9 protein-coding genes are annotated in these 21470 nt (G+C 33.7%); 2 read left to right on the forward strand and 7 right to left on the reverse strand.

Going from position 1 to position 21470, the window contains the following annotated elements; all coding sequences use genetic code 11:
- Nucleotides 1-6 precede the first annotated feature (6 nt).
- The gene (locus tag AVL50_RS06695; protein ID WP_172826781.1) at nt 7-6591 is read right to left on the reverse strand and encodes a T9SS type A sorting domain-containing protein; all 6585 of its coding nucleotides are present in this window, start codon (nt 6589-6591) and stop codon (nt 7-9) included.
- Nucleotides 6592-7802: 1211 nt separating this feature from the next.
- On the opposite strand from AVL50_RS06695, the gene AVL50_RS06700 reads away from it, so the two are divergent.
- Nucleotides 7803-8657, forward strand: a complete 855-nt coding sequence (locus tag AVL50_RS06700) for an SDR family oxidoreductase (protein ID WP_062615718.1) — start codon at nt 7803-7805, stop codon at nt 8655-8657.
- A 176-nt stretch (nt 8658-8833) separates the two neighbouring features.
- On the opposite strand, the gene AVL50_RS06705 is transcribed toward AVL50_RS06700, so the two are convergent.
- From AVL50_RS06705 to AVL50_RS06725, 5 genes are all read right to left on the reverse strand, one after another.
- Nucleotides 8834-10135 (reverse strand): hypothetical protein, encoded by a 1302-nt coding sequence (locus AVL50_RS06705; protein WP_062615719.1) that lies wholly within the window; start codon nt 10133-10135, stop codon nt 8834-8836.
- A gap of 630 nt (nt 10136-10765) precedes the next feature.
- Nucleotides 10766-13774 (reverse strand): CHAT domain-containing protein, encoded by a 3009-nt coding sequence (locus tag AVL50_RS06710; protein ID WP_082795696.1) that lies wholly within the window; start codon nt 13772-13774, stop codon nt 10766-10768.
- A gap of 159 nt (nt 13775-13933) precedes the next feature.
- Nucleotides 13934-15991: a sugar-binding protein gene (locus AVL50_RS06715; protein ID WP_062615721.1), complete on the reverse strand. Its 2058-nt coding sequence runs from the start codon at nt 15989-15991 to the stop codon at nt 13934-13936.
- A gap of 370 nt (nt 15992-16361) precedes the next feature.
- Nucleotides 16362-17606 (reverse strand): MFS transporter, encoded by a 1245-nt coding sequence (locus AVL50_RS06720; protein WP_062615722.1) that lies wholly within the window; start codon nt 17604-17606, stop codon nt 16362-16364.
- 138 nt (nt 17607-17744) lie between these two features.
- Nucleotides 17745-19565 (reverse strand): PAS domain-containing sensor histidine kinase, encoded by a 1821-nt coding sequence (locus AVL50_RS06725; protein WP_062615723.1) that lies wholly within the window; start codon nt 19563-19565, stop codon nt 17745-17747.
- Nucleotides 19566-19686: 121 nt separating this feature from the next.
- On the opposite strand from AVL50_RS06725, the gene AVL50_RS06730 reads away from it, so the two are divergent.
- Nucleotides 19687-20541, forward strand: a complete 855-nt coding sequence (locus tag AVL50_RS06730; protein WP_062615724.1) for an urease accessory protein UreD — start codon at nt 19687-19689, stop codon at nt 20539-20541.
- 190 nt (nt 20542-20731) lie between these two features.
- Here the strand turns inward: AVL50_RS06730 and ureG are convergent, their stop codons facing one another.
- Nucleotides 20732-21469, reverse strand: a complete 738-nt coding sequence (ureG, locus tag AVL50_RS06735; protein WP_044212651.1) for an urease accessory protein UreG — start codon at nt 21467-21469, stop codon at nt 20732-20734.
- Nucleotide 21470: the final 1 nt, after the last annotated feature.

Here is a 21470-nt window from a genome sequence, read left to right on the forward strand (position 1 = left end):
TATGAATTATTTTACGATTAGGCGTTTCATGCCTACACCGCTTTCGCTATTCATTCTTAAAATATAAACTCCTGTTTTCAAGTTTGAAATATCTAATTGATGCTGTAAAACACCTTGGATACTTTCCACTTTCAATACTTGACCTGAAGCTGAAATCAATGTCAATTCTACCTCTCCTTCAAGCACCGGCAATTGTAAAGTCACCTTGTTTTTCGCAGGATTCGGGAATAACTTCATAGACTCAGACAAATCATCCTCTAAAGATGTTGGAGGATCTGTAGTATTGTCTTCTGTCACGTTGAAAGTCACGCTCATTGAGTAAGCTTCATACATTGGGGTAGCTTCAGAAGATAATTCTACTTCATACGCTCCAATACTATTCAAACTTAACGTGTTGCGATCAATTTCGCCATCACCAGAAATGATTTTTGCAGTTAATTGTACTCCTTCTTCAGTGATAAACTTCGGCATAGTGTACTCACCTGTTACTTTAAGAGTATCGAAGAAACTTGTCTCATAACCACTCATTAATAACTTGCTCACTTCAATTACAATTGTTGAATCGAATGATGCATAATCATTATTTCCAGTGTTATAGATTCTCACTTGTACTTCACCTGATGCGTCAATTGATAATGTACTATCTGCAAAGTGAGCATTTGGTGTTACTGGTCTTACATTCAATGCAAATCCTTGATCAGTAATATAGTGCTCTGGAACTTTGTATTCCCCAACAGTTTTAATTACGCTGATAAACTCTTCTTTTTCTAAAGTTTGAATCGCTTTACTAAACACTCTGAAAGTGATACTTTGTGAGAAGGCTTCATACATAGATGTTGCTTCTGCTGAAAGTACAACTTCATATACTCCAACATTATGTACTGTCAAAGTATTTCCTTCGATTGCTACATTATTTGAATTAATGCTAGGTGTTAATACCACATTCTCACTTGTTACAAAATCAGGTAAAGTATAAGTTCCTGGCTTCGTTACGCTTTCGAAGAAGTCTGTTTCATACGCTTCAAGTGATAACTTGCTTGCTTCAAAAGTAAATGTTGAATCAAATGCCAAGTACGTTCCATTTCCTGCATTAGAAACTTTTAATTGTACTTCTCCTGAAGCATTGATGTTTAGTGTTCCATCAGCTACTGTCGCATTTTCAGAAACGGCTTCAACAGTCAATAATACACCTTGATCAGAACTGTAGTTTTCTGGAATTGTGTATTGACCTACAGTAGAAATAGTACTGATCAGTGCTTCGTCTACCAATGTTTGCGCTGCTTTTTCTGAAACCGTGAAAGTGAATGTTTTTGAGAAAGCTTCATACATTGGCGTAGCTGGAGTTGAAAGCATTATCTCAAACGTACCTGTTGCGTTAATCATTAAGGAATCACCTACAATCTCAGCATTTCCAGATACAACACTTGCTGATAAATCAAGCTGATCATCTACAGTGAATTTAGGCATTGTGTAAACTCCTGTCGCTGTTACGCCATCAAAGAAATCTGTATTATAAGTATCAATAGATAATTTGCTAACATTAAATGTCATTACAGTATCTACTGCATGGTACAATGGATCACCGGTATTGTAAACTCTTAATTTCACTTCTCCAGATGCATTAATATAAAGCGTTTTAGAAGCTACAGAAGAATTACTTGATACTGGTTCAATATAAAGCGTATAACCTTGATCTGATTTGAAGTTTGAAGGAATTGGATATTTACCTACCGTTGTGATATTACTTACAAAATCTTCCTTCAAAATAGTCTGTAATTTCTTATCAGGAATTACGAAAGTAAATGTTTTAGAGAAAGCTTTAACCATAGCTGTTTCTTCGGTGTAAAGTTCCACCACGTACTCTCCTACATCATTAATTTTTAGCATATTGCCATCAATTCTTCCGCTACCAGAAATAAATCTTGCTGTCAGGATTGCTCCCTTTTCTGCCTTGAACTCCGGCAAGAAATAATTTCCTGTCAGTTTAAGATTGTCAAAGAAGTCAGTTTCATAAGATGCAATTTCTAACTTTTCTACCTCAAAAGTTACGGTAGTATCAAAAGCATAATAGTTATTGTCCCCTTCGTTAGTCACTCTTAAAGTTACCTCTCCTGAAGCATTGACTAATAGTGTATCTTCAGTGATAATAACATTTTGAGAAACGGCTTCTATGGTAGATAAAAGGCCTTGATCAGTACTGTAGTCTTCTGGAATTAAATACTCACCAGCAGTATTGATATTACTGATGAACTCATCTTCCAAAATAGATTGATAAGGAGTTGTAATAGAGACAGTGATAACAGTATCTAAATCATAGTAATAAAGCTGATCTCCTATATTTGTTAAATGTAAACGTAGATCACCTGGTGAATTTACCGTAATTTTATTATCAGCTGAAATTGTCGCATCTCCTGATTCAACTTCTATATCAAAAGCATATCCCTGATCTGTGAAGAATCTTGTTTCATCGGTTAAATCATAAGTACCTACCACTCTAAAGTTAGAAGTAAATTGATCCAATGTCTGATCTTGCACCTTTGTAGTGTCAAATGACCAAAGGAATCCATAATTGTAATAATAAACAGTTTTCCAATTGATTTTTACTGCTTCTCCTTCTTCCATTCTAAAGTTCAGATGAGACTGAGGTTCTCTCCAAGTAATTTCCTCATCATAATACAACAAATTACCGCCACATTCATCATATACTTTTACATTAGTATATAAAGAAGTTAGCTCTTTTGAAGATAAGGTCACCACAAGATCCTGATCTGCTTCAAAATTATACCATACGTTGTTGTTAGTATCATTGACCAAAATACTATCTGTTATAACATAAGCTTGATCACAAGCATTCGACGCAAAGAATGGTAGATTACCCCAAGAGATAATATCATCAATCTCAGTGTTGGTAGGAATAGTTTTCAGATCAATAGTTCTTACAAATTTCTCACCTTCAGCATTCACTTCCCTCAAGCTGTCCGTTCTACCAATTGCAAAAGAAAAATTAATAGTATCTAAATCGGCGTCAAATGTAATTTCATAATGATCTGCTTCTCCACCAATATAGTTCAATCGATATGATGTATTTCTATAATTATGATTATTCATATCTCCCACAGCATAAATTTCTGTGAGCCAACGAATATTATTTGGAATATTTTTTACAATTAATGTTTTCGTTACTTTTGATGTCAACGTCCATTCAAAAGAATTATCATCACCATCATAATGATCAGCCCACTTAATCAATATAGTTTCACCTTTTGCTATATTATATTCAAGTGCCCCATCATAATCATAGGCATAATCAATTACATTACCGCCACAAACATCATATAGGAAAACTTTATAAAGCTGTGAATTATCGTATACATCAAAAGTAAGCTCCATATCTTCGATAGCTGTAAATGTATACCAATTATCACCCATTCCCTTCAAATAATCTCCATCTTCAGTTATTTCAAGGGCAGTATCGCAAGTATTTTCAGGTGAGGGAATTGTATTCCAAGCAATAATTGGCTCTAATGATCTTGTATCATTGTTAGTATCTACATTTCTTGAAATAAATTGACCTCTGCCATCTACCTCAGAAAAAGCTTCAAGTCCATTAAGTTCAAAATTGAACTCATGCTCACCAAGCCTTTCAGATAAAATCAATTCATAAAAACCTGTCTCTTCATTTTTTAGTAATGGATATCCATCTCCTTCATAATCATTAAAGGTTCCAACAGCATTAATTTTAGCTCCTTCAGGGGTATTTCTTGGTATTGATTTTACTATATAAGTATAAAGCTGTTCTGTAGAAATATTAAACTTGAAAGCATAATCTCCAATTGAATTATAATCCTCTAACTTTATATAAACCTCCTGATCTCTTTCTAATTCAACTGTACCATATAATGACCAATTCGAAGATCTAGATGAAGATAAAATTAATTCTCCTCCACAATCATCATAAATTTTGAATCTTGTTCCTACTCTAGAGTCTGATAATCTAATTGTCATTTTCATCCTAGTATCTGCCTTAAATCTGTACCACATAGATGAAGTTTCTACTAAATACGTTGAATCCGCTATTGCTTCAATACTCTCTTCACACACGTTAGGTAAGGCAGGAACATGATTCCATGCTAGGATATCATCTATTGTCAATTGTCCAGTGATTGTTGATAAATCAATTGTTCTTTTAAATAATTCCCCGCTATTATCTACTTCAGAAAACTCATTGTATTGTCTTAATGTGAAATAATATTCAAAGGCTCCTAAAGATTTAGGTAATACCAATTCATATTTCATTGTAGATTCATTCAATTCTAAAGGATATGATCGATTACCTTTCGAGTTATTTGTTAATCCTCCAACAGTATATATTCTATTTCCTTCAGGTGTATCACTTGGAATATTCTCAACAATTAAAGTGACTAATTCTCCTCTTTCATTAAATGAATTGGAATATAAAGAAAGATTTGGCCAATCAGAATTTCTAATTTCACATCTAAAATTAGCATTGATATTTTCATCATAATTATAAGTATATGATGATGAAGTAGCTCCATTAATTTCCACATTATTTCTATACCAAGTATATATATTACCCTCAGAAACATCTGAATTACTTAACGTTGTTGTTCCTTTATCAGGATCTTGAATCATAACTAAATCATATGTTCTTTGTGGAGAATAATCAATTCCATTAATATCATTCAAAATGGTACTTTGGTGAATTAAATCCTCGAATGATAAGTTATTGTTATCAAAATAAAAGTTATACAAGTTTGGCAATTCTTCTATGACAGAAGGTAAATGCTCAAATTGACAATGTTCAATATAAAGGTATCTTAAATTTGTACAATTACTTAATTCTGCTGGTAATTCAGAAATATCTGTATAACCTAAATCTAAAGTTGATAATTGGGTCAAATTCCCAAAGGCAGAAGGAATAGTTAAAAGTGAATTTTTTTCTAATCTTAATTCAACTAAGTTTGACAAATTTCCTATTTCAGAGGGAATTGAAGAAATTAAATTATTAGATAAATCTAATACTTCTAGTGATGTAATTTCATTGACTATACTTGGATAAAAGGTAAATCTATTACCATCTAGATGTAGATTTGATAATTTGGTTAAACTACTTATTCCGCTTGGAATTTTTTGAATTTGGTTATTACTCAAATCTATAAATTGAAGTTCTGATAACTTCAAAAGTTCCTCAGGAAATTTAGTTAATTCACATCCAGAAAATACAATTGTTTCGAGTGTTGTAAGATCATTAACAACTCCTAATGAAGAAGTGATACCAGAATTATCATAAAAGTATAGTTCCTTTAAATTTGATAAATTACTTAAAGATGCTGGTAAACCTTTAACATTACAGCTACTAAAGTATATTTTATTTAAATCACTCAAATATTTAAATTCTGTAGCTAGATCTCCATTGATTTTATTGTTCGAAAATTGAATCTTAGTAACAGTGTAATAGTCATTACCTAGAATGTCCACTCTACTTTCAGTAGTTACACCGGACCAAGTACCTACTGATTTGCTTTTTGATAGCCAATTCGACCTATTCGCCCAATTTTTTCCATTATTCTTTTTGTAAAAAGCTTCTAATGCCATGAATTGTTGGAATGGCACATTATTAATATATATATAAACAGGTATCTCAATTGAGCGTCTAGCATACTCTTCTGTCTCAGAAACACTCACTTGTAAAAGAATACTATCACTAAAAACTAAGTTTTCATTTAAACTTAAAGTATCTTCATACACATTAGCATTTTGTCCACCACTTAAGAAAGTATAAGTTAATTCAGCTGTTGAATTTGTCGCTCCTTCAATTTCAATTTTATCGCCTGGATCACCTAAAAAGGCAATAGGGAAACCTTCCAAGGACGGTCTTTTTTTACCAGTTGGATCTACTAATGTTGTAACAGTAAATGTTTTTTGATGAATAAGTTCACCATTATCATCATATATACTACCCATAACCTCCTGACTTCCTGCTAATGACAATGCTTCAACTGAGTCACCATCAATAGTAATTACTCTATTATCATTGCCTACAATAGAGAATTGGATAGTGTTACGTGTTTCGAATCTATTTTTAATTTTTAATTTTTCACCATACCATATTGAAAAATCATTGATATCAACCTCATTAGCCTTATAATCTCTACCTTGATCATCGATTCCAGCTAAATTCCAATCAAAAACTCCACCTATTCCGCTATATAACTCCCAGCGAATATATATTGTTTCTCCTTGGTATCTAGATACATCCAAATTTAAATAAGTCTGTAAAGTACCATTCGCATCATCATTTTGTGCGATATAAGATGTACCACATTGTCTATATACATATACCCTTGTATCACGGTTAGTATAACCTAAAGTGGAAAGAATAAGCCGATCCATATCCTTAGGAACATTGAATGTAAACCAATTAGGTGTACCTGTGGCTGAATTATCTCCAAGATATGATTTTATTGCGGTCTCACAAGTTTGATTTTGTGCATGAAGCAGATTAAGTACACCAGCGAATAAAAAGAGATAGGCGAACCAGCCTATTTTTAATAGTTTGTTTCTTTTCATTTTTGAAAAAGAGTTTGAAAAATAATTTTGTTTTTTAGTAATACACTTTACATAAGGCATGCAGAAAGCCCAAAATACCATCACTTCAGAGGCATCATTACTCCTATTTCACCCATAAGCACTGAATATTTTCTAGAATAAACAGGAAGTGATAATTACATCAAGTCCTATCAAGACTTCCTCTTGATTAGTCGTCTATTTATTCATCAATTACTTTTAGTTCGAGTAAAATACTTCTGTTTGTTTGTTTTTGTCCCAGTAGCTAACCTTATAGAATAAGTGTTTTGACATGATCTTGATGTACCAAAACATAATGGTACATTCAATTAAGAAGTAGAGATGGTTACATCAGCACATTCTTAAAAGTTTGTTTAATTTCATTTTTTGAAAAAGTTAGAATATTAATTTTTGCTTTTAGAGCTACACCATTGTATGGCTTTTGGTGTAAAAGGGTGTACTACTACAAATTCAATCGGGAGTCTTTATTCCAATAGTGGTGAGATTGAGCTCAATACTATTGATTTTCCTTATTTCAATTGCTTAGTAAAGTTACGGTTGTCAGTTACAGTCCTTTAGGGCATGATAAAGTCTAGAAATATTTCTACAGCAGGCATTCATCTACAATTGAAAACGAATTGTTTTCTCATTACAGATTAAAATAAGTCAATTGATACCTGATTATTAAATAATACACCTGTATGAAACATCCTTAAAACCTAGAGAACTTGAACTCTCGATTACTTATGATGCAGTACCTATAACATTAAAAGAGAAAGTCAGTAAAGTCTGTTCTCAATAGTCTGTTTAATTTCATTTTTTGAAAAGAGTTAGAATATAATCTATATAATTTAGAAATAGTGTTAGAATTTATTTTAAAGATTTTGCTTAAGCGTTACAAATATAAAGTAATTCTAAACACAATCCTTAAAATTTCATTATGTTTTATAATATTAACAATAATATTTTTAACATATAGATCCATATGAATAAAAGACAAAAACTTAAAGCATAAAATTGTAATACATTTTAAAGAAATAATCCTATTTTGAAATTTGACTTTTAAGAGAAGCCCTACAAAAAAACTTTTTCACTGACATAAAATATGTTCATTATCACTTCAACTTTTTAAACTACTACTTCAAGTCTACGCCATTACTGTCACTTCAAGGTATAATTATCAGCTTGAGGTCTATCTTTCACACAAAAACAAAATGAATATTTTAATTACAGGCAGTAGCAGTGGATTTGGAAAACTAACCACTGAAACATTGCTCCGAGAAGGATATACTGTTTTTGCTACAATGATCGGCGTTACAACCTTTTCAAAGCAAGCGATTGAAGAATTGGTTCTTTTAGCTCAAGAAACTAAAGGTACGTTACATATTATTGAGCTGGACGTCACAGCGGAAGCTTCTATAAATAATGCAATCAATCAAATTTACAAGAAAGTAGATCATATTGATGTATTGATCAACAATGCGGGTATTGGAGGAACCGGTTGGACAGAAGCTTTTCCAGAATCACAGTTTACAAAAATTTTTGATGTCAATGTTTTTGGTGTTCAAAGAATGATGCGTGCTGTTTTACCCCAAATGAGAAAAAGAAAAGAGGGTTTGATCATCAACCTTTCGAGTATTCAAGGGCGAGTGGTTTTTCCGTATTCAGGCATTTATACTGCCACCAAGTTTGCCGTGGAAGGCCTTACTGAAAGTTATCATTATGAACTTTCTCCATTAGGTATTGATGTTGTGATGGTACAACCTGGAGGATTTAAAACCAATTTCGAATCAGTACAATCTGGACCTCATGATCAAAAACGATTAGAAAGTTATGGAGAAATGATCAATGCTCCTGATCAAATATGGGGGGAGCCAAATGAAGAAAAGGATTTCCTTCCCCATCCTCAGCCTGTTCCTGATGCAATTGTACAATTAATAGAAATGACTAAAGGAACACGTCCACTCAGAACAACAGTTGATCCTTTGCTCAATGCTTTAGGAACTTCGGCTATCAATGAGGCCGCATTAAAAGCACAACAGGATTTAGCGACACATTTAGACTGGTAAAGCCCTATTTAAAATATAAATTCGTGAATAACTTCAATCTAAAACATTAATTTGACCAACATAAATTGAAGTTATTCACAAATTTAGAGTTATTCACAGACTTATTCACAATTCAACACTTGCTTGTGAACATTTTTAAACAATTGTTTTTATAACACTTTAAAAGGCCTTTTTATTCAAGAGTTATCAACATTGTTAAATAAAAAAGGATAAACTTTTGGTTCCCAGCTTTTAATTTCCTGTTTTAATTCTCTCTTTATTTCTGGATTATCCTCATATTTCAACAATGCCCTTCTGTAAGTTTCTTTCAGATAATCTCGGATCCAAGCCGTTGTTGTCCCTCCATCACTCAATACTTCGATGGCTGTTTCTTCATCAAGCTTTTTTCCATTCCTCTCTATATTACAGTTCCACACATCAGACAACATCACCACATATCTTATAAACTCAAAGGTGGGTACAGTTTTAAATTCCACAATATGATAACCATCTTCACGGTCTTTTCTAACATTGACTCTCGATTTTAGATTCTGTAAAAAAGGCAATTGGAAACTAGACACCTTAAGTCTGATCGTTGGAATATTATCTTTCATAAAGGCTGCATCAGGTGTATATCGATAAGGAAAGTCAGGAACAATCACTCCCACAAAAGACTGTATTGCGTGTTGGAATTCTTCTTTTAGTTGCTTTATTTTTTGTTGATTCTGCTTGCTTTCTGTATTGAAAAATTCTTTCCTTTTAGTGATTGATTTGATACCTTCTACTTCAATAATTGAAATATTTTCGTATCCAACATTAAATGGAAGATCATTATTCTGATTTACACGAATACTCATTAAGTACAATTTTCCATATAAGTTTTCCCTTACCTTCATTGGCAAAACTTTTTCCCTTCTTTCTTCCTCAAAGAATTGATATTCAATTTCTATAAATTCCAAACGGCCAATACAAAGCATCACATCATCAAACCACTCTAACCAGTTGTTTTGATTGATCCGTTGATTGCCTTTTTCAAAATCAATGTTCTCTAAATACAATTGAGGATCTTTCAATAACCTTGACTTCTCTTTAGTCTGACTTATAATGGCTTTGAGATTAAATAACTCTTGAACAGTGGATAAATATGCCTGATCTGTTTTAAGCTTGTAACCAATTCTCACTCCTTTTTCCTCTCCTCTCACAAATTGTCTATAGTTATCTATTTCCTGCCGTAACAAATGTTCCTCTAACTCCTCATGCGTAATTATGACCTCTTCGACTAACAATGAATACTCACTGTTTAATTTTTCATTATAACGGATAAATGTTTTGTAAAAAGCATCTTTGAGCTTCTTCTCTTCCTTCTTAGAAGAACAGACTGAGAGTTCTTCTTTCAGAGTATGATTGAATGCAAAAAAATAGACAATATCATTCTTATTCTTCAAAAGCAGTTCTACATACTCAATAAAAGAGAATAGATTTTGGTTTGAGTTTTTCATAGAGAAAGGTTAATTAAAACAGTTGAAAATCAACATCGATTTATTATTCGACAATTATAAAATTACGCTTCAGCAAGTTTTTCAATTCTTAATTCTAAGCTTCGTTTTTTTCTTATCACAAGAAAGTGTGACTAAAGTGATAAATGCGATTTATTTAATCGTAATAATTTACGAGTTTTTTTCTAAAAAATGAGTTTAAAAGCACTCCTGCGGGAATTTATTCAAAATGTTATCTACTCCTATATTAATCGCAATAATTCATTCTAACTTTGTAACATTATACAAAACGTGTCATTTCGATTTGAATATGATGTGTGGTGATTTACTTTGTACACAAACCTAATTCACTTGATTCTATTATTGTGTTATTATTATGCGACTTCTTTCTTTTCATTTGGATTGGAATAGGATAGCGTATGCAGAAGCAATACATAGAATGAGGTCACTTTAGTCAGATTACATAAAAAATAATACACCCAAACTATCCTTTTGCTGTAAAGCGAAATACTCTATTCTGTAGTTTCCAAACTACAATGGTTAATGTTCGGTAAATCATCTCTTTACCTGTATCGAACAAAGAAGGGTTAAGTTTTTACTTAACCCTTCCGTCAGGTGATTGATCAAAAACGGTTATTGCACATGCACAAAAGCCGCCCAATAATAAGGGTGTTCATACTCTTGTTGCAAGTCTTCCTTTGCTTTGGCCACAGCCAAACTGATATCAGAAAATTCAATATAATATTTATAGAAAAGCGTCATGAACTTTTGTGTTGCAGCATCATCCACTGTCCATAAACTGATGATTTGATTGTCAATTCCTGCTAATTTAAAAGCTCTTTGGAAGCCATAAACACCTTCACTTCTGGTACTCTGACCAATTCCTGACTGACATGCTGAAATAATGGCCAGACTGGTTTTTCGAAGATCATAATTTGACAACTCACTAGCCATTAAAATGCCATCACTTTTCTTTTCATAATTCTTTCCTGTTTCCCAAAAATAATTGGCCCCTGAGAACACAATTCCGGCTCTATTCATTGGGTCTGGATCTGAAAATATTTTTGCTGCTCCTTTGTAAGAACCTTCCTTGATATTTTCCTTTTTAACATAAGGAGAAAAATAAGCATGTGTGGCAATATGGAGTATGTCAGTCGGCGTTTTACAATATTCTAAAAATTGATCTTCAGTGGCATTATTTCCTGTATAAAGATCCACCTCTACTTTTGATGAAGTCAACTCCTCATTGATCATATCCACCTCTCTTAGTGTTCCTTTCAAATAATTAAAACCTCCGCCAATGGCGATCATTTCTTCCGCTGACTGTGCTTTATTGTTATTATTTTTCTTGTCTTTCACCTTCAATCCTCTGTCTGAGTCTTCGGATGTTGCCTCCTGCAATGCACTATAATTCATCCCTCCAAAAATTGTTGCTTTTCTGGGTGAAAGTTTAGATTTACGGGCCAGCAATGAAGTTTTTCCTACACGCTTCAATCTGAATTCTTTTCCTAAGCGTTTTGCATTAGATTCAGTTGAAGTGGACAATGCTTCTAGAGAAATACCATGAAGAATACCCGACGGTGAATAATAAATCGTTTTTACATCTGACAAATACGGTCTTAAAGGATCAATGATTTTTGCTAAAATCTGAGGTCCATTTTGATTGTATATAAAGTCAATCACGCCTTGCTCATTCAAACGAGTTTCTGGTTCTAATAGAGGCTTCAATTCTCCTTCTTTACACAATGGCAAAATCACGGGAGTCGACATCTCTTTTCGGAGTAAAAGGGCCGCATAATTGTCAGGAGCATAAAAGACATATTCTACTGCCAATTCATTAGGCCTCAAAGCTGTTTTCACTTGTTCCCACTCTACATTATTTTTTTCCATCTCTGAAAAAACTTCTTTTCTTGTTTTAATAGCAAGCTCTTTATGCAGGCCGTAGCTGATGTCTTTCAAACTATCTATATCAATTCCTTCTTCATGAAATAGAATCTGTTTTCTGACTTTCATCCACTTTTCAAAAAGGGTTTTGTAATCCTTATTCTTACTATCAACTGCATACTTTCTAATCGCAATAACAGAGGAAAGATCAATTTCTTTTGAGAGTAAAGTGAAATTATAAGCCAATTCCTTTGTAGCATCTTCATCCATATTCTGAGCAAGCAGATAAATAATATCACCACACTCTTCAGAGAGTTGTATCACCTGTTTTCTATCAAATTTTGAAGGATTCAGCATTATATTCCGAATCAAATATTCAAAATAATCATACTCCTGAAAAACGTTTTCTAAATCTATATCTTCTTTTCTGTCGATGTCAATCAGGAGACCCACATACTTCATGTAATAGTAAAACTTATACAATCTGATATTCAACAATGAAGTCACATCACTTCCACTTAAGTCAGGCAAGTTGTCAATTTCCTTCTTTGAATATTGATACGCTTTTTTGATATATTGCTCGGCCTGTTCAAGATCTTCATTATGCTTACAGATTTCTGAGAGTGTAAAATAGCTACCTGAGTTTACGTCCTTATTCTGATCATTAGAAATTTTAATCAACTCCATAGAAGCATCGTAAGCTTCATTGTATTTTTCCATTGCAAAAAGACAAGAGACCTTAGTATTCATAATACCAAGGTAATACGGATCACTTTGAGCTGTCTTCTTCAAATACTCTTCTGACATTTCCAGTGCTTTATCATAATTTTTCAATTGTAAATAAGAAAGAATCACAGTTGTTTCACTATTCAATAGTCCCAACTTCTCTTGCTTCAATTGTACCTCAAGCGTTTTCTCATAATCCTCCTGAAGCATATAAAGACTACTTAAATTCAATAAGAAACCTTGATATAGATAATGGTCTGTATTATTGGTTTCCTCCAATCTGTCAACGGCCCCTTTCACTAACTTAGAGGCTAAATAATACTGATTGGTAGTGTACATTTTGGAAACCAAGACAAAAATAGCTGGATAGTCCATGGTTTCTTTTGACAGCTCTTCTTGAATAATTCTAGAAAAGTTAAGTGACTGTTGCCTGGCGTTTTTCCAAAACGATTTCACGTCATTGTAAAAACTGTCATATTTCTCTTTGTCTTCTGTAGAAGCCTCCGTATAAAGTTTTTCAAGCCGAGATAAATAAGGTTGAATATAGAAAAACTTATCTGCTACTTTTTGTAAAGAATTGACCATCGGATCGACCTGAACTTGAATAAGCTGATAGGTCTGTAAAATTTTAAAAAGCTCTTCCAATTCATGAAAACTTTCTTTTTTATCCATTTTAAAATTGAAGATAAATCCTTGAATTTCTTCCAAGAACCTATTTCTCATTTGGGTAACTGCTTCATTTTCATTGGGAGCAAAAAAGCCCGAAACTTCTTCCGCATCAACAATTTTTAAATAGAAAGGCTTTCCCTCCATTTCTGAAATCACTTTTTCTGCCCACTTCTTCTTCCAATCCTTCCCTTGCTCTTGAATGTAATTGATTCTCAAATTGTTTACTCGTTCTCTTTCAGCCTGCATGTCAGGAAGTGCCACTCGTAACGCTTTGGAATTGTTGATTTTTTGAGAATGGACCTGATGATGATGGCTAAAAAATAGAATTAAGGTACACAATAATAGTTTTAAAATGATTCTCATCGATTCAATTAGTATAAGTCTGTTGATTTATTTTCGGAAGCATCTAAAATTAATAAAAAGAGATGGAAAAAGAACAAAAAAGCAACCGTAATACAAATGACTACGATTGCTCTATTTATCAGCATGTTTATTGATTATTTTCCTATTACACGGAATCGTTTATTTCTTCAACAATTTCTTCATGACAATGCGGTTTTCTGTTTCCAAATAAAGGAAATACAACCCTGCAGGTAGGGTTTTAAGATCTATAGTAGATGAATTTTCTAACAAACCACCTTGTAGTTCCTGCATTTTTGAATTGAAGATTTTGTAATTCAAAACATCTCTATGGCCCTCAATATGCAACTGATGTGATACTGGATTAGGGTAAACATTAATGTTTAATTCTTGTTCTAAATTAGCTGATAAAACCTCATCTGTTTTTTCGGCAACAACATAAAATTCAGCAGCAGCTGTAAATGGAATATCAGGATTATTCTGTGCTTCTGATAAGGCTACTATTCTTAAATACCTTCCAGTATGTGGTTGATCAAAAGTGATCTTCTGAAGCATTTTATAATTTTCCACCAAAGAACTTCCCCAATCCAATGTACCTGTTGCTACTGCTTCACCCCAATCTGAAGAAGAGTTACTCAAGTATATTTCATATTCACCAATGGCCCCATTTGGTCCATACGCATCTTGACGGTTGTAATAATGCAATTCTTCAATGACATATTCTGATTTCATATCAATTTGAATTTCATGAGGAATTGCCGCTTTTTGATCTCTCCATTCGGTATGCCAGAAAGTGGTCATATCATCGTCAATCGCATTTTCAGCCACTCCTTTTGTATCTTCACTGTCCACATATATCACTTCCCAGTCCGTTTTAAAAGGGTAATTATAGGTCCATTCTTGAAGATAAATTGTACCGAACTTTCGTGTATCTTCTTTTACTGTATTGATCCCTGTGTTATTGGCCCAGTTCAATTCGTTTTCAACAACAAGATTGACATCTCTATCCAAAACAGACATTTCAAAACCAATTTTTGAAAGTTCTAAGTTTGAGGCATCATCTAAAATCACAGTCCATGGAATTTTCGCTTCTAATAGGTAGCCATCAGTGGTCTTAGAAGTGGCGTATTCAAATCCATCAAAATTGATATCCTTCTTACTGCTATACTGTTTGAAAGCAGGGTCTCCATAAAATAAGCGTAACATTACATCTCCTTCATCATACGCTCCGTTTTCAAGATGCTCATTGTCTTGATTAAAATAAAGTTCAATTGCATCTCCATTTTCTTTGGAAGAAGAAGCGTCTACCTCCTGTACATTGTCATCTATCACATTAGCCAAAATGTAAAGGTTTTCCATATCATATGCCATTTTGAAAGTATATGACAGATCTGTCGCTGTAACAGCTTGTTCATTCACCTCATAATTTCCTTTTTCAGCACTTACATAATCCCAAAGTGTTTCTGCTGCACCATCTATCACAATTTTTTCATCCAATTGCTTGATATCATATTGACGGGCTGAAGCAAATTCTTTAAAAGAGTCATCTTCACATTCCAATTCCATTGCAGGTGTCGCATTCGCCATAGCCACTGTGCCTTTACCTTCCTGGAAAAGTGCTATTCTGTCAATAGGGTGAAACTTTGATCTTCCTGAGACTTTGATTTCATACACTCCAGGAACATCAAAACGGGCGTAAACATTCATTCCATTCACCCCAGCATGTTCACCAAAACAGTTCCAAGACCATTTATTCAAATCTTGAATCCACATCTTCATAAAATGATGGTCACTATTGACTTTCTTGTTAGTGCTCGCTTTGATACCGTAAAATTCAGCCGCTTCCACCATCAGCCAGCTGTCGTTTTCTTCATCAAATTTTACCGCATTTTTACCGTTTCTTGATCTCCATTTCACACGGTAAGTACCCGGATTTGTAATCTGAATTTTGTAAGTAATAATACTTTCCTCTACCACACTTCCATAACTGTTTTTTCCTTGATATTCAATATGCCCTTCGCCTAGAGCATCTTCATCAAATGAGTTGGCAACGAGCCAATAGTCGTTGAGTGTAGTGTTTTCTGCTTCAAAAACTACGTAGCCGTCTTTTTCTACAAAGACATTTTTTGAACAGGTTTCATGAGCATAGCTGGTTTTGTAAATCAGAAAAAATAAAGAGACAATTAAAAAGAGATTAGCGTTTTGTAAATATTTCATCATGTGTTATTTGTTTTTATGCACAGAGAAGTGCACTAAAGCTATTAACGGTTCAAGCTGTAGCCTAAAGTGTATAAATGGTAAGTTTCATTTCAGTTTTATAGAATGTATTACAATTTTATAGTTAATTACGTTTCATTTCATTCTTTTAAAGAATTCACTTCAAGTCAAACGGTTGTCATCATAGCTTAATGAATAATAGTTATTGCTGCACTTGTAAAAAAATGCTTGTTCAATCAAAACTACTATGTATTAACTACTTGAAAGGTCAATAATTTAGCATATAAAAAGGGGGGAATAATTTTCTATTTTTCAAATCAGTGATTTCACCAAAATGAATAAAATTACTCCCCCCAAATAAATATGATTTACTTTAATCTACTGAAAGTTGCTTTTCTTTTTTAACGGATTTTTTATAAACCTGAAGTAATAATAGGGTGACAATTAAACCTATCGACATCCCCACCCAAGTCATATCAAAACCTACAAAATCAACAGATTGCATTCCTAAATTATGCCCAACTAAATGAGCTATAGAGAAGGATATCGAGTATAAAGCAATATAATCTCCTTGATTTTTTCCAATAGAACGTTGCATAGCTTCGGTATTAGACAAAGGAAAAAGTAACATTTCTCCAATTGTCAGAATCATCATTCCAATAATCAAAAAGGTTACATTCATACTAAAAATCAATAGAATATAACTTACAATAACACAAACTACTGCAATCATCATTACGTTCATTTTAGAGACTTTCTTCTGTTTTTCAATCCAGTGCATCAGCGGCATTTCCAAAATGAAAATCACAAAACCATTGCTTGAGATTATTAACCCAATAGTCGCTTCACTCAGTTCATGTACTTCTTTATAGAAAAGGGGAACTGTACTGAAATATTGGATAAAAACGAGTCCAAATAACGTCAAGGAAAGAACAAATAAAAGATAAGATTTGTCTTTGTAAGGTGATTTCAAAGCAGGTGACTTTTCCTCAGCAGTTTCTTCTTTAGCGACTTTAACCGCCGTTTTTTTCAATGTTAAGACAAAGAATAACATCGCTAGAATACAACTTAAACCATCAACCCAAAAAAGGGAAGCATAACCAAATGAGGCAATAAGCATTCCCCCTGTTGCGGGCCCAAATGCAAACCCTAAATTAATGGCCAACCTTACTAAGGTGATTGATTTTGTTCTGTTTTCTTCTGTACAGTAATTGTTAACTGCTACAAAAAGAGGCGGTCTTAAAAGGTCTGCTAGCAAAATCACGAAGAAAAAGCCTAATGCCATTTGCACAAAAGTATCCAACTCTTTGAGTACAATCAGGCCGATTCCGGAAGACAATAAACTAAACACAATCACAGGGTAAAACCCAATTCGATCAGTCAGTTTTCCTCCCAGCCACGTTCCGACGACGGACCCCACACCGAAAGCGGTCATAATCCATCCGATTTCATTCAGAGAAAATCCTTTGCCATCGGACAAGTAAATAGACAGAAATGGGATCACCATCGCCCCAATTCTATTGATCAGTGATACTATGGAAAGTATCCACACCTCTTTTGGTATACCTCTATAGATATCCAAAAAGGAACTTCTAGTTTGAGCTTTCTTTTTTAGCATGTAACAGAATTGATGGAAGTGTTAGTTTTAATTTACAGCAACAAAAGTATTTTATTCGTTAGTATTTCTGAAAGTAAAAGGGAAGTATTTTCAATCAACATTAAACAAAACCTTAAAAAGTGGAATAAAAGTGATTTTTTAATCCAAAATAGGTACTTCTAAAGTAATGTGTGTACCCATTCCTACTCCGCTTTTTAAATCCCATTTTGCACCTAGTAATTCTGCCCTTTCTTTCATATTGGCTAGTCCATAGGAGTTCGAATTATTATCTGAGGAAAGCATTGATTGGGTAGAATAATCAAAACCTTCTCCATCATCTGTGATTTCCATGGTGATAAATTCAGCATCCGATTCTAGAAGCACTGTCACGTTTTCAGCATGAGCGTGTTTCATCACATTATTGAGGCTTTCTTGAAGTATACGAAACATGCCCATCTCAATATCAATGGATGTTTTTTCCAGTTCGAAATTATCAATAAACTGTATATTCAAGTTGGTACTCTGCTGAATGGAAAGGACCAAATCTTCGATGGCTGACTTCAATCCGAAATCCTCTAAAACGCTTGGCAACAATTCTCCACAAATACGGCGTGACTCTCCTATAATGTTTCTAATCATGCTGTCTACATCACTGTTTTCTTCAAAGATTTTAGGGTGTTCTTCTTCCAGCATTTCAATTTTCATTCTCAAAGAAGTCAACATCTGACCTATACCATCATGGATTTCTACCGCTACTCTTTTCCTTTCTTTTTCCTGACCTGCCACCATGGATTGCAATTTCACCTTTTTCAATTCCTTTTGATTCTCTAGCTTTTCTTTCATCAAAAGGTGCAATTCCTGTTCTGTCTTTTTACGTTTAGTGATGTCAATTCCAATCACTAAAAATTGGTACAATTGTCCTTTGCTATCGATCATCGGCATCAAAGTCACTTCCAACCAAAAGTCCGTTCCGTCAGAAGCTTGATCGAAAATTTCACCTTGCCATACTTCATTCCTTCTGATGGGGTCTTTGATATGATCGTAAATGATATTTTCATTATGCGTTTTTTCGTTGTAAAAAAGAGGTCTTCCCAGCAATCCGCTCATTTCATATTTTGTGACATTACAATACTTATCATTGGCGTAAATGATGTTTCCGTCTGTGTCAATTTTCACAAAGTAAGTCGCTTTTTCTAAGGTAAAATTAATGTCTCTTAGACTCTGATGAGACTTCTCCAACACATTGTTTGCTACTTTTATCTCTCTTGCCAATGCACGCGCATTTTTCTCAGAATCAGTCAGTTCTTCAAATGACAAACGTATTCTTTTTGCTAATGGTCTAAAGATAAAATAAGCTTCTAAAAGTAATAATATGATGACTGATGCGAGAAGGTACAGTTCTATTTTTTTGAGGAAAATAACGTTCTTTCGAGAGATTCTATCGTAGTCAAAAACAATCATTTCCATTCCTAAAAAGTACGCTTTTTCACTAATTAGAAGCTGATCTATCTGCTCTTCTAAGGCTTTTCGATCCAAAGGTTTTCGGTTGGCAGGTGCCGTAATATTGACGATTTCCCAAGCAGCATCAATCATTTCTTGATATGGATTTTCAATAATATTGAAGAGTTCAATCATATCCACATTGTGGTTTTCCGGTATATTTAGAAACTCATTGCCGTGTTGAAGGCTCTCATGTGTCTTCTGCAATTGCATTAAAATATTTTGAAAATCCTTGCGGTGTGTCTTGTTGCTTCTCTCACTTTCCAATAGCAATGCCAAGCGGGTTAAGGACTGAGAATTGGAGCGTAATCTTGTGGCAAAATTAATCAGGTGGGTGTCATGTAATTGATTTCCCAAATAGCTTTGAATCAGGAGTTGGCTGACGATAGAAATAATGGCTATGACCGATAATGCAATCGCATACATCAGGTTGTAATAGCGGATAGTTTGCTTGGTTTGAGTATCATTATTTCTATGCATAATTAATCCTTATTTTTTCAAAATTTACAAGTGCTATTTACAAAAAAAATTACTATTTTGTAGTGTAATTCAATCATTAAATTTGAATATAAATCTCAATTCATTTCAAATACTACAAACCATGACAACAAACTTAAAATTAGGCTCTTATATAGAAATAAAAAATATACAAAACACTTCTAAAGTAACGAGCCACTTCAATCAAAATCCTTTAAAAATACTATTACCCAAAACACATAACAAAGCGGTACATCTAGTAACGACCAACTACGGTGGTGGAATGGTGCAAGGAGATAATATTCAATTTACAATCAACGCTAACAAAGACACCAAAGCGTTGCTTACTTCTCAGGCCAATGCTAGAGTTTATAAATCAGAAGATGGGCGTTTTTGTAAGATGATTCAGAAAACCAATGTGCATGAAAATGCGGAATTTTATCAACTGAATGATCCATTGGTATTGCATTCTAATGGAAAATTAAAGCAATTTACTGAATTTGAATTGGGTAAAAACAGTGTTTTGTTCTTTATGGATTGGGTGCAGGCAGGAAGAGTGAGTACAGGCGAAGTTTTCCAATTCCATCATTTTTATTCTGAAATCAACATTAAAAAAGAAGGAAAAAGAGTGGTTGCAGATAAGTTTATGATTTCTCCCGATACACAAAAATGTACTTCTCCAGCCGTCTTTTTTAAGCATACTAATTTTATTAACATCTTCTTGGTTGGGAATGAGAAAAATGAGAAAGTGCAATTGATGGAGGAAAAACTAAGTACAGTCACACATCAAACGGTTCAAGCTAATATCACACAGGAACCAGAAGTGTTGGTTTCTTTTGACCGTATTAATAGCGAGGTAGTTTTAGTTCGATTATCAAGTATAAATCATGACAAATTATATGATTTTATACATGAATTCTCCAAAATATTTAAAAATAATTCTTTATTGAATTTCAACCCTTATGACAGGAAATTATAATTCAATTTAAGGGTAAATTCAACACATCATAATACTGATTCAAGCCTTAAGCCATAGGCGTGGCTTGGACCTACATTTGTAAAAAATCTGAAGCCTTTTAGATGTCAATGTGTACCTAAAAGTCTTCAGATTTTTTCATATTACCAACACAAGTCACGCCTATGGCTTAAGACTTGCACTAGTTTAGCTTTTAGTGCGTATGTGCTTCCTCCAAAGCATGTGCTTTTGCATGGAAAATATGGTCAATTACTTTATCCACATTATAACCATGGTAGGCTTTTGCGAAAATAAATGGTCCGTTTTGACGCATTTTCGTTGCATCTCTTTCCATTACTTTCAAATCAGCGTTTACTAGCTCTGCGATATCAATTTTGTTGATGACTAACAAATCCGCTTGCGTGATACCAGGACCACCTTTTCTAGGAATTTTATCACCACCCGATACATCAATCACATAAATCGAGAAGTCTACTAATTCTTTACTGAAGTGTGCCGCTAAGTTATCTCCACCACTTTCTACAAAAAGGATTTCTGTATCTGGAAATTTCTCCATCAAATCCTCCAATGCGTTCATATTAATCGAAATATCTTCGCGGATAGCCGCGTGAGGGCAACCACCTGTTTCCACACCTACAATTTTATCTGCTGGCAATGCTTCATTTCTTGTTAGGAATTCTGCATCTTCTTTGGTGAAAATATCATTGGTTACTACCGCAATGTTCGTTTTCTCTTTTAATCTACGGCACAACTGTAATAAAAGGGCTGTTTTACCCGTTCCAACAGGTCCGCCAATACCTACCGTAAATGCTCTTTTTTTATAATTTCGGTCTTCTTTACTCAACTCTCTGTTAGAGAAAAAGCCAGGACCGTCGTAATGTTCTTGATGGAATAAGTGAGGTAATGAACAACCAGGAGTGAATGAAATCATA

The sequence above is a fragment of the Flammeovirga sp. SJP92 genome (genome assembly GCF_001583495.1).
Taxonomy (GTDB): Bacteria; Bacteroidota; Bacteroidia; order Cytophagales; family Flammeovirgaceae; genus Flammeovirga.

Bases quoted from the DNA above. Each gene is read 5' to 3' on its own strand.
- AVL50_RS06695 (WP_172826781.1), bottom strand. From the start codon at position 6,591: ATGAAAAGAAACAAACTATTAAAAATAGGCTGGTTCGCCTATCTCTTT.
- AVL50_RS06700 (WP_062615718.1), top strand. From the start codon at position 7,803: ATGAATATTTTAATTACAGGCAGTAGCAGTGGATTTGGAAAACTAACC.
- AVL50_RS06705 (WP_062615719.1), bottom strand. From the start codon at position 10,135: ATGAAAAACTCAAACCAAAATCTATTCTCTTTTATTGAGTATGTAGAA.
- AVL50_RS06710 (WP_082795696.1), bottom strand. From the start codon at position 13,774: ATGAGAATCATTTTAAAACTATTATTGTGTACCTTAATTCTATTTTTT.
- AVL50_RS06715 (WP_062615721.1), bottom strand. From the start codon at position 15,991: ATGATGAAATATTTACAAAACGCTAATCTCTTTTTAATTGTCTCTTTA.
- AVL50_RS06720 (WP_062615722.1), bottom strand. From the start codon at position 17,606: ATGCTAAAAAAGAAAGCTCAAACTAGAAGTTCCTTTTTGGATATCTAT.
- AVL50_RS06725 (WP_062615723.1), bottom strand. From the start codon at position 19,565: ATGCATAGAAATAATGATACTCAAACCAAGCAAACTATCCGCTATTAC.
- AVL50_RS06730 (WP_062615724.1), top strand. From the start codon at position 19,687: ATGACAACAAACTTAAAATTAGGCTCTTATATAGAAATAAAAAATATA.
- ureG (WP_044212651.1), bottom strand. From the start codon at position 21,469: ATGATTTCATTCACTCCTGGTTGTTCATTACCTCACTTATTCCATCAA.